Here is a 7,988-nt window from a genome sequence, read left to right as displayed (position 1 = left end):
GGTTTTGTTGAGGGTGCAAGGGGGAAGAGAGGGGCCGAAAGACGGAAACACTTTTTCCCCCCGGATCCCAGCGGGGGGAGGGGGTCGGGCCCCCCCCTTTGGGGGTGCGGCCCCCGGCCTACTTGGTTTTCCCCCCGCCCCCGGCCGCCATGGCGGCCCGCGCGCCTTCCCGGCCGCCCGGAGGAGCACCTCTGCCGCAGCGGGGAAGTCCAGCCCCGGTCCGCCATCAACGTGTGAGTACCGCTGGTGCCCGCGGGAACGGCCGGACAGCTCGTCGAGAGCTCCAGATGGCCCGCTTCGTACATTCACTTTCATCGGTTCGTTCCTGTGCTCCCTGTGCGGCTCGTCTGCCGCCGGGGATCCCTCGACGCACCGCATCGAGGAAGGTTCTCCGTGAACCGCACTGTTCGCTCCACCGACCGCTACTCCCGCACCCGCTCCCCGGGCTCCGGCTCCGGCTCCGCCTCCGGCCGTGGTGGATACCGCGGCGGCCAGGCCCCGAGCCGTTCCGGCGGCCCTTCCCGTTCCGGCGGCCCTTCCCGTTCCGGCGGCTACGGCGGTCGGCGGCCCTCGGCCCCGCTGGGCGAGTTCGCCCTGCCGGTCTCCGTCACTCCGGCCCTGCCGCCGGTGGAAACCTTCGCCGAACTCGACCTGCCCGCCACTCTGCTGACGTCGCTGGCCACGCAGGGAATGGCCGTGCCTTTCCCGATCCAGGCCGCGACACTGCCCAACTCCCTCGCGGGACGTGACGTGTTGGGCCGCGGGCGCACCGGCTCCGGCAAGACCCTCGCCTTCGGCCTGGCCCTGCTGGCCCGTATCGCGGGTCAGCGCGCCGAGTCCCGGCAGCCGCTGGCCCTGGTCCTGGTTCCGACCCGCGAACTGGCCCAGCAGGTCACCGACGCCCTCACCCCGTACGCCCGCGCCCTGCGGCTGCGGATGACCACGGTCGTCGGCGGCATGTCCATCGGCCGGCAGATCAGCGCGCTGCGCGGCGGAGCGGAAGTCGTCGTGGCGACGCCCGGACGGCTCAAGGACCTCATCGACCGCGGCGCGTGCCAACTGGGCCAGGTCGGTGTCACCGTCCTGGACGAAGCGGACCAGATGGCCGACATGGGCTTCATGCCGCAGGTCACCGCGCTGCTCGACCAGGTGCGGCCCGACGGCCAGCGGATGCTGTTCTCCGCCACCCTGGACCGCAACATCGACCTGCTGGTGCGCCGCTACCTCAACGACCCGGTGGTCCACTCCGTCGACCCGTCAGTCGGCGCGGTCACCACCATGGAGCATCACGTTCTGCACGTGCAGAACACGGACAAGCACGCCACGACGACCGAGATCGCCGCGCGCGACGGCCGGGTGCTGATGTTCCTCGACACCAAGCACGCCGTCGACAAGCTCACCGAGCACCTGCTCAAGAGCGGTGTACGGGCGGCGGCGCTGCACGGCGGCAAGTCGCAGCCGCAGCGCACCCGTACCCTCGCGCAGTTCAAGACCGGGCACGTCACGGTGCTGGTGGCCACCAACGTGGCCGCCCGCGGCATCCACGTCGACGACCTCGACCTGGTGGTCAACGTCGACCCGCCCGCCGACCACAAGGACTATCTGCACCGCGGTGGACGCACCGCCCGCGCCGGTGAGTCCGGTCGGGTCGTCACCCTGGTCCTGCCTCACCAGCGCCGCGAGATGACCCGTCTGATGACCACCGCAGGCATCACCCCGCAGACCACCCAGATCCGGTCCGGGGAAGCCGAGTTGAACCGCATCACCGGAGCCCGCACGCCTTCCGGCGTGCCCGTCACCATCACCGAGCCAGTCGCCGACCGCACCAGGCGCAGCACGTCCGCCGCCTCCGCGCGCGGCCGGCGCAGCCGCCCCGCCGCGGCCCGGCGCTCCGCCCGTCCGACCACGGCCTCGACGGAGACCCAGGGCCGCCGTACCGCACTCAGCCCGGCGGCCTGAACGCCGCCGGACCGCACTCACCAGGGCGAACCGGCTCCTGTCCCCATCCCCCCTCATCTCCGCGAGGTCCCATGCGCTGCATCATCGCCCACTTCCCCTTCGACCTCACCAAGAGCGGCGTGCAAGCGTCCATGAAGGGCATCAAACCCGAGGTCGTCACGGGCGAGTACGTGATCATCGGCCGACGCCACTACCCCGTGAAGCAAGTGGGAGAGGTGATCACCCGCCAGGACCGCCGCGACTTCAGCGCCGCCGAGATGACCCGCGCCCTCCTCAGCCTCGGCTACACCTGCCGCAACACCGCCACCCACGTCCCCGTCACCGCCTCCAGTCCACTCCGGACAGCCCAGTCACTGCTCGGCATCCCCGTGACAGCCTGACCCACGAGGAGAACCCACACTCGCGGCACACCGGCGGGCTCCTGGCGCCGAGCAGCAGGCGCCCGATCCCGCCTCGTCCCAAGCGCGGAGGTCACTCCTCGGCCCGCGCCACCCCGGCCAACGGCCGTGCCAGGCTTCCGATTCGAGCGGTCGCCGACCCTCGCATGTCGCGGGCGGACGCTCAGCCCGCGGTCGCCGACCCTCGCATGTCGCGGGCGGACGCTCAGCCCGCGGTCGCCGACCCTCGCATGTCGCGGGCGGACGCTCAGCCCGCGGTCGCCGACCCTCGCATGTCGCGGGCGGACGCTCAGCCCTCTGCCCCACCAGCCGCCGGCGGGGCAGACGCCAGGGGCCTCTCGGGCGACGCCCGAGGAAGAGGGCTGCGGGCGGCCTCGCCGCAGATGCCCGCGTCCACCAGCCCGTGGGGCCGCGCCAGCCGCGTGATTGACGACTGGTTCTTCCTTTTCACCGGTGCACGGACAAGAAAATTCCACAAAGATGCGGAGTTCGCGAATCTGTTGCCGCACGCCGAGCGAGCAGGAGTTACAGAATGGCCACAGGTACTGTGAAATGGTTCAATTCAGCTAAAGGATACGGATTCATCGAGCAGTCGGGCGACGGTGAAGACGTCTTCGCGCACTACTCCAATCTCGTCGACGACGCTCTTCCTGGGCTGACCGAAGGCCAGAGGGTCCACTTCGACATCGGGCAGAACCCAAGGGGTCTGTACGCGGAGAACATCACCTGCGACTGACGCCGGGCCACTCCCGGCCCGTCCCAGTCGGCTCGCTGTCCGGTGGCTCCGTAGCGTGGACACGGCGGTCTTCCCGGTCCGGACCCCTCCGCGATCCGACGTCGCGGCCCGCCCCGACGCACGGCTCGTCGAGCCGGACGCCCGTACCGGAAAAGACCCGCGGCTCGTAAGAAGTGCCGATCTTTTTCCGTACGCTTGGTCAAGCACCCGAGCACAGCGGGCCCCCCGTGTTCGATCACGATCTCTCCTGGCAGGCCCAAGGATTGGCCGTCGCCGGGACACCACAAAAGCGGATTCGACCACCCGCGTGCAGCGAGCCACGCATCCCCGGCTTCGGCCCGGCGGCCACCCGCTCCACCACGACGCCCACCACGCCATCCGCGGCAGAGGACCGGTGGCCGGGCCCGCCGGCGGAAGGTGCACCGGCGGTGTCCGGGACGACGTCGGGTGGCGTGTCGGCGCCAGACCGGGAATCACGCTCAGGAGCCGGCGGCTGAACGTCTTCGGCGATCATGTACACATATGAGGAGCACCTCCGCGAGCCGCAGAGGCTCCCTCGTGTCAGGGACACCGGTCAGACGTCGGCCCGGTCGCCGGGTTGGGAACGGCGTAGTTGTTCGTTGATGCGCTGGGCTTCCTCGAGCTGGTCTTCGAGGATGACGATGCGGCAGGCCGCCTCCACCGGGGTGCCCTGGTCGACGAGTTCCCGGGCGCGTGCGGCGATGCGCAACTGGTAGCGGGAGTAGCGCCGGTGGCCGCCCGCGGAGCGCAGCGGAGTGATCAGGCGGGCTTCGCCGATCGCGCGGAGGAAGCCCTGGGTGGTGCCGAGTATCTCGGCGGCCCGGCCCATGGTGTACGCGGGGTAGTCGTCGTCATCGAGACGCCCGTTCGTGTCGCCTGCGGTCATCGCACCTCTCTGCGGAACGCGTGGAGGGGCCCCGGTGCCATACCGGCACCGGGGCCCCGAAGGAACTGCTACACCATCTGCCGACCTGCTATTGCGTCGGCCTACTGTGTCCGCACCGCCACCAAAGGGTGAGCGGCAGGTGCGGGGATCGCGGTTGCTTGACCGGAGACCACCTCACTATCGATGTCCTGCGGTACCCGGACTCAACACTCCGCCCGGGCGATCCCGATGGCGCTCAACTCCTCCGTCCTTCCCTCTGGATCAACTGCCTGCCAAACGTGAACTGCACACTTCTTGTACTGCTGATGGCCTCTACCAGCACCACTCTTCGACAGCCAGCCCCGTCGCCCGTCCTGCGTCTTCTCTGGCTTGGAACCCCACTGCCGAACCTCCCGGTGCGCGCGCCCGCAGCCGACGCCTTCACCGAGGTACTGCTCACTGACTTCGCTGCTGGTTACCGCACACTGCACTTACCGCTACTACCGCTGCGGTCCTTCTCACGGCGGCCCCTGATCACTGCGGGCCACCCGGTCCGGTCGTCAGTCCCATCGCCCGTCTGGCAACATCCCTGGCTTTGGAACTCCACCACCGTACCGACCTGCGTCATGTGCGTACTGCCTCCCGGCAGTTCGTCTCTGCCGGGCCCTCCGTCTCTCTGGGTACAAGAGAAACCGTACCCACGCCACCACCAAATGTCTACTCCGGCCATCACAGATTTTCAGTCACCGGGGGCCGAGGTAACCTGCGACCAACTCCGACGCCGGGGTCCTCGCGGCCCCCACGGGGGACGGATCACCACCGCCGTCCTGCGCGACGCCACCCACTGGGACGACGTCGTCCAGACCCTCGGCTACGAACACCCGCGCCGACACGACCTGTGACACACCGACCCGACCTGGATGGCGCACGCCGTAGTCCCCCTGCACGTCCTGCGGTTGATCGCCGGCCACGGCTCCCCGCAGACCACCCAGCGCCGCCTCCAACGCCTCATCACACGGAAACCGCTGCCGACAAGCCGAAGGGCCCGCTGACCTGGCTAAATGCCAGTCCAGCGGGCCCTTCGTGCACCGTCGGGACGACAGGATTTGAACCTGCGACCCCCTGACCCCCAGTCGCGAAGGCCAAGGGAATTTCCCCGCCATTCGGGACCAATCCCCCGCGCATTACGCCTAGTTATGCGTCCATCGCTCACTACCGCGCACCGCGTGTGGTCCCCGGTTGGTCCCCTGCCGTAACGGACGAGACGGTCGCCCGAGCCCGCACTGCGGCCGAGTGCCTGTTCGAAGCCGGTGATCAGGCTCAGGGTCTGACGGCACTTGCGGGCAACCGCAAAAAGGTCCTGGGCGCATACGGATGGTGGCGCCACGACTGGTCGGGCTGCTGCAGCAGCTGGCCGACGAACCACGGTCCGTCCCCCGACCCCTGTTCGCTCAGACCACTCCAGGTCCACCACTGCTGTTCGCGGGTCTGGTCCCGCGGAAGCCGATTTCGACGCACTCCATGACACAGAAGCTGAACCGGCACAGAATCTCGTGCCGCGCGGCCCGCACCTCCGCCCTCGCCACCAACCTCCCCAGCCCCATCCTCGCCGACCTGACCGGCACGCACCGCCACACCGCGATCCACTGGGTCGCCTACGTCAGACGCGACTGGACCGAGTACTTGGCGGCACGAGCCGAGGACGAGGGCCACAAGCGGGAGAAGAAGCCATCCACCAATTGCAGGTAACCCATATCGTCGTGTCATGAGCGAGGCGATCCGGGCACACGGCCTCTACTACCCCTTCTTCCGGATACGTGATGACGGTTGGCTGAAGGTGACGCCCTTGTACTGGCCCAAGATTGTACGTTTAGTCCCTGCGAGCGATGACCTCGCAGCCTATACGGCCCGCCCGTCTTCCAACCCTGCGGTGCCGACGCACGCACTCACACGAAATGTCGCCCACACCATGCGGGTGCTCACGGAGGAACTCGGTGTCGTCGAACGGGTTCCTCCCCGCATGGTCCGGCTGGGTGTGCGGCGTCGACCGAACAGGTGCCTCAACACGACCCCTCACCTGTCAAGACAGGTGAGGCGGGGTGCCAGCCGGGGCGGCGACCGCGGCACGGCGTCGCGCGCGCAGCGGCAGTGGAACGGCTCAAAACCCTGAGCGTCGTCCGTAGCAGGAGGGGAGCCGGCGCGTGGCCGTTCGACTGGGAAGCAGTCCCGTACGCCCCCAGGCCGTTTTCCCGGCCCTCTCGGCTTCGGTGCCCGCGCGGGTCGGCGGCCTGACGCCCGCCGAGGGTTTCGAAGTCCGCGGCCAGGAACCGGAAATCGGACCTGCTCCCGACTACGTGTGCCGCCGCCTGAGCATGCAGGAAGGAGAGCAGGCCGATGTCTGGCGATGGACCTACTTCGTCAACGACACCGTGATCCGCACGGTGGACACGACGGCACCGCTGCGGCTTGTCCGGGGCAGCGCCTGGATGCAGGACGACCGTACGCCGGAGAATCTGACCGAGACGCTCGCCGGCCCCGGCCACACCGTGTCGAGTGTCGTCGACGAACTCCGTCCACGGCTGACGCAGCCGGTGGAGGCCACCCGTCGGGGGCCTGAGCGGCGACGACTCGCTCCTCGCGATCGAGATCATCTCCACCGCCTACACGAATACGGGCCAGGCAGTCCAGGTCACCGTGACTACCCTGCCAGCACATCTCAACGTCACCGTCTACGAGCGGGGGCGGATGCGCCGGGCACCTGCGGGTGACCGTCCGCCGTACCCGGCCTGCATACGCCGGATCCCGGCGGGACGCACTCCTCGACGGGTACCGGCGGCCACAGCTCGCACGCACTCTGCCCGCGCGCAGGCCCTTGCCCCGAACCGCCCCAACTGCGGAAACCTGGGCAACCGGAAACGGCCCTCATCTGACAGAATTTCCGCCCCGGCCCAAAGGAATGACCGAGTCGACGCGGAGGTGCGGTCCTCCCTGGAGGAGCACACGAATCAGGAAGGAAAACTCCCGTTGCCCCAGCTTGCGTCAGTCAGGGCGCCCAGGGCGTCATCACCCGTTGCTGATGTGCCCGCATCCATGATCGACCATTCAAACTCCCTCGACCGCGACGATGCCGTCGCGGTCGCCGCCCCGGGGGACTCAGGAAGACAACTGACCCTCCGTCACCGACGTAGCGTCCGGCGTCGCTGGTGTCAGCAACGCCGACCACGTGGCGTTCCAGCGCAGGCAGTCGGCGTACGGCGGCGTGCGAGGCGCCCAGAAGACGCTTCCCCGGTCGCATACAAAAAGACGCATCGGTAGGCCATATGTTTAACGCGAGCGCATTTCAGACAGTAGCTGATTCTCCGCGATTAACCCGTTTCGGGGTGATCTTGAGTGCCGCTCTATTTGCACTGGCCGGATGCACGAGCACTCACCCCCACGGCTCCATGGAGAATCGGAACCCGCAACGGGCGGCAGGCGCAGGAGACGAAGCGGGAAGAGAGCATCCCGGCCATCCGAAGCTGAGTGTTCCCTCGGCTGCACCCAGAAGGAATGGCTCATTCCGCTATCAGTCATATGATTCCCCACCCTCTGATGCTGCGGTGCCGCACAGGTATGATATCGACGTCGACACAGGAAAGGCCTGGGAGGTCAGCGGCCCATGGCGTGTCCCCGTGCCAGCGGACAGGGTCCCGGCCGACACGATGTCACCGCCCCGCCCGAGCTGCCCTCCCCCGTCGCCCCCCGCAGCCCCACCGCCGTGCGCCCGACGGTGAAGGGCGCGGTTCGGGGGATTCTTGCGACACCGGGCGCGCAGCTCCGCTGTGCCGTCTTGTGAAGCCAGCCGTGTCAGCGCCGGGTGATGGCAAGCCCCTGCGCTGGGACGACCCGCACGAGGTGCCGGATCACCGTCGGAGCTAGGGCGTTTCGTTTGGATCATCGGGCGGACCAGATGAAGATGCCGGCGAGGTGGAGTCCGGCGAGGTAGAGGGTCGCGGTCTTGTCGTATCTC

General features: G+C 68.6%; 6 protein-coding genes and 1 pseudogene. 6 read left to right on the top strand and 1 reads right to left on the bottom strand.

Translation table 11 applies throughout. The features are described 5' to 3' along the window. Positions 1-393 precede the first annotated feature (393 nt). The 3 genes from ACZ37P_RS09760 to ACZ37P_RS09750 all read left to right on the top strand — a co-directional run bounded on the left by ACZ37P_RS09760 (position 394) and on the right by ACZ37P_RS09750 (position 3,093). Positions 394-1,959: a DEAD/DEAH box helicase gene (locus ACZ37P_RS09760; RefSeq protein ID WP_467345883.1), complete on the top strand. Its 1,566-nt coding sequence runs from the start codon at positions 394-396 to the stop codon at positions 1,957-1,959. A 71-nt stretch (positions 1,960-2,030) separates the two neighbouring features. Then, entirely contained in the window at positions 2,031-2,339 is a 309-nt protein-coding gene (locus ACZ37P_RS09755; RefSeq protein ID WP_355342723.1) for an SCO5918 family protein, read from the top strand. A 550-nt stretch (positions 2,340-2,889) separates the two neighbouring features. After that, the gene (locus tag ACZ37P_RS09750; RefSeq protein ID WP_467345880.1) at positions 2,890-3,093 is read left to right on the top strand and encodes a cold-shock protein; all 204 of its coding nucleotides are present in this window, start codon (positions 2,890-2,892) and stop codon (positions 3,091-3,093) included. A 574-nt stretch (positions 3,094-3,667) separates the two neighbouring features. Here the strand turns inward: ACZ37P_RS09750 and ACZ37P_RS09745 are convergent. Further along, on the bottom strand, positions 3,668-4,000 hold the full coding sequence (locus tag ACZ37P_RS09745) for a MerR family transcriptional regulator (RefSeq protein ID WP_401719176.1): 333 nt from the start codon (positions 3,998-4,000) through the stop codon (positions 3,668-3,670). Between the two features lie 773 nt (positions 4,001-4,773). Here ACZ37P_RS09745 and ACZ37P_RS09740 point away from each other — a divergent pair. The 3 genes and pseudogenes from ACZ37P_RS09740 to ACZ37P_RS09730 form a co-directional block, all read left to right on the top strand. After that, positions 4,774-4,980 (top strand): annotated as a pseudogene (locus tag ACZ37P_RS09740) (site-specific integrase); the annotation flags it as partial. 520 nt (positions 4,981-5,500) lie between these two features. After that, positions 5,501-5,728 carry a hypothetical protein gene (locus tag ACZ37P_RS09735; RefSeq protein ID WP_467345879.1) on the top strand — a complete coding sequence of 76 codons (228 nt, stop codon included), beginning with the start codon at positions 5,501-5,503 and terminating at the stop codon, positions 5,726-5,728. Positions 5,729-6,180: 452 nt separating this feature from the next. Then, entirely contained in the window at positions 6,181-6,747 is a 567-nt protein-coding gene (locus ACZ37P_RS09730) for a hypothetical protein (protein ID WP_467345877.1), read from the top strand. Positions 6,748-7,988: the final 1,241 nt, after the last annotated feature.

It is taken from the genome of Streptomyces sp. NPDC024632 (genome assembly GCF_055559175.1).
This window is presented reverse-complemented; position numbering and strand designations above follow the sequence as displayed.

Bases quoted from the DNA above. Each gene is read 5' to 3' on its own strand.
- ACZ37P_RS09755 (WP_355342723.1), top strand. From the start codon at position 2,031: ATGCGCTGCATCATCGCCCACTTCCCCTTCGACCTCACCAAGAGCGGC.
- ACZ37P_RS09750 (WP_467345880.1), top strand. From the start codon at position 2,890: ATGGCCACAGGTACTGTGAAATGGTTCAATTCAGCTAAAGGATACGGA.
- ACZ37P_RS09745 (WP_401719176.1), bottom strand. From the start codon at position 4,000: ATGACCGCAGGCGACACGAACGGGCGTCTCGATGACGACGACTACCCC.
- ACZ37P_RS09735 (WP_467345879.1), top strand. From the start codon at position 5,501: ATGACACAGAAGCTGAACCGGCACAGAATCTCGTGCCGCGCGGCCCGC.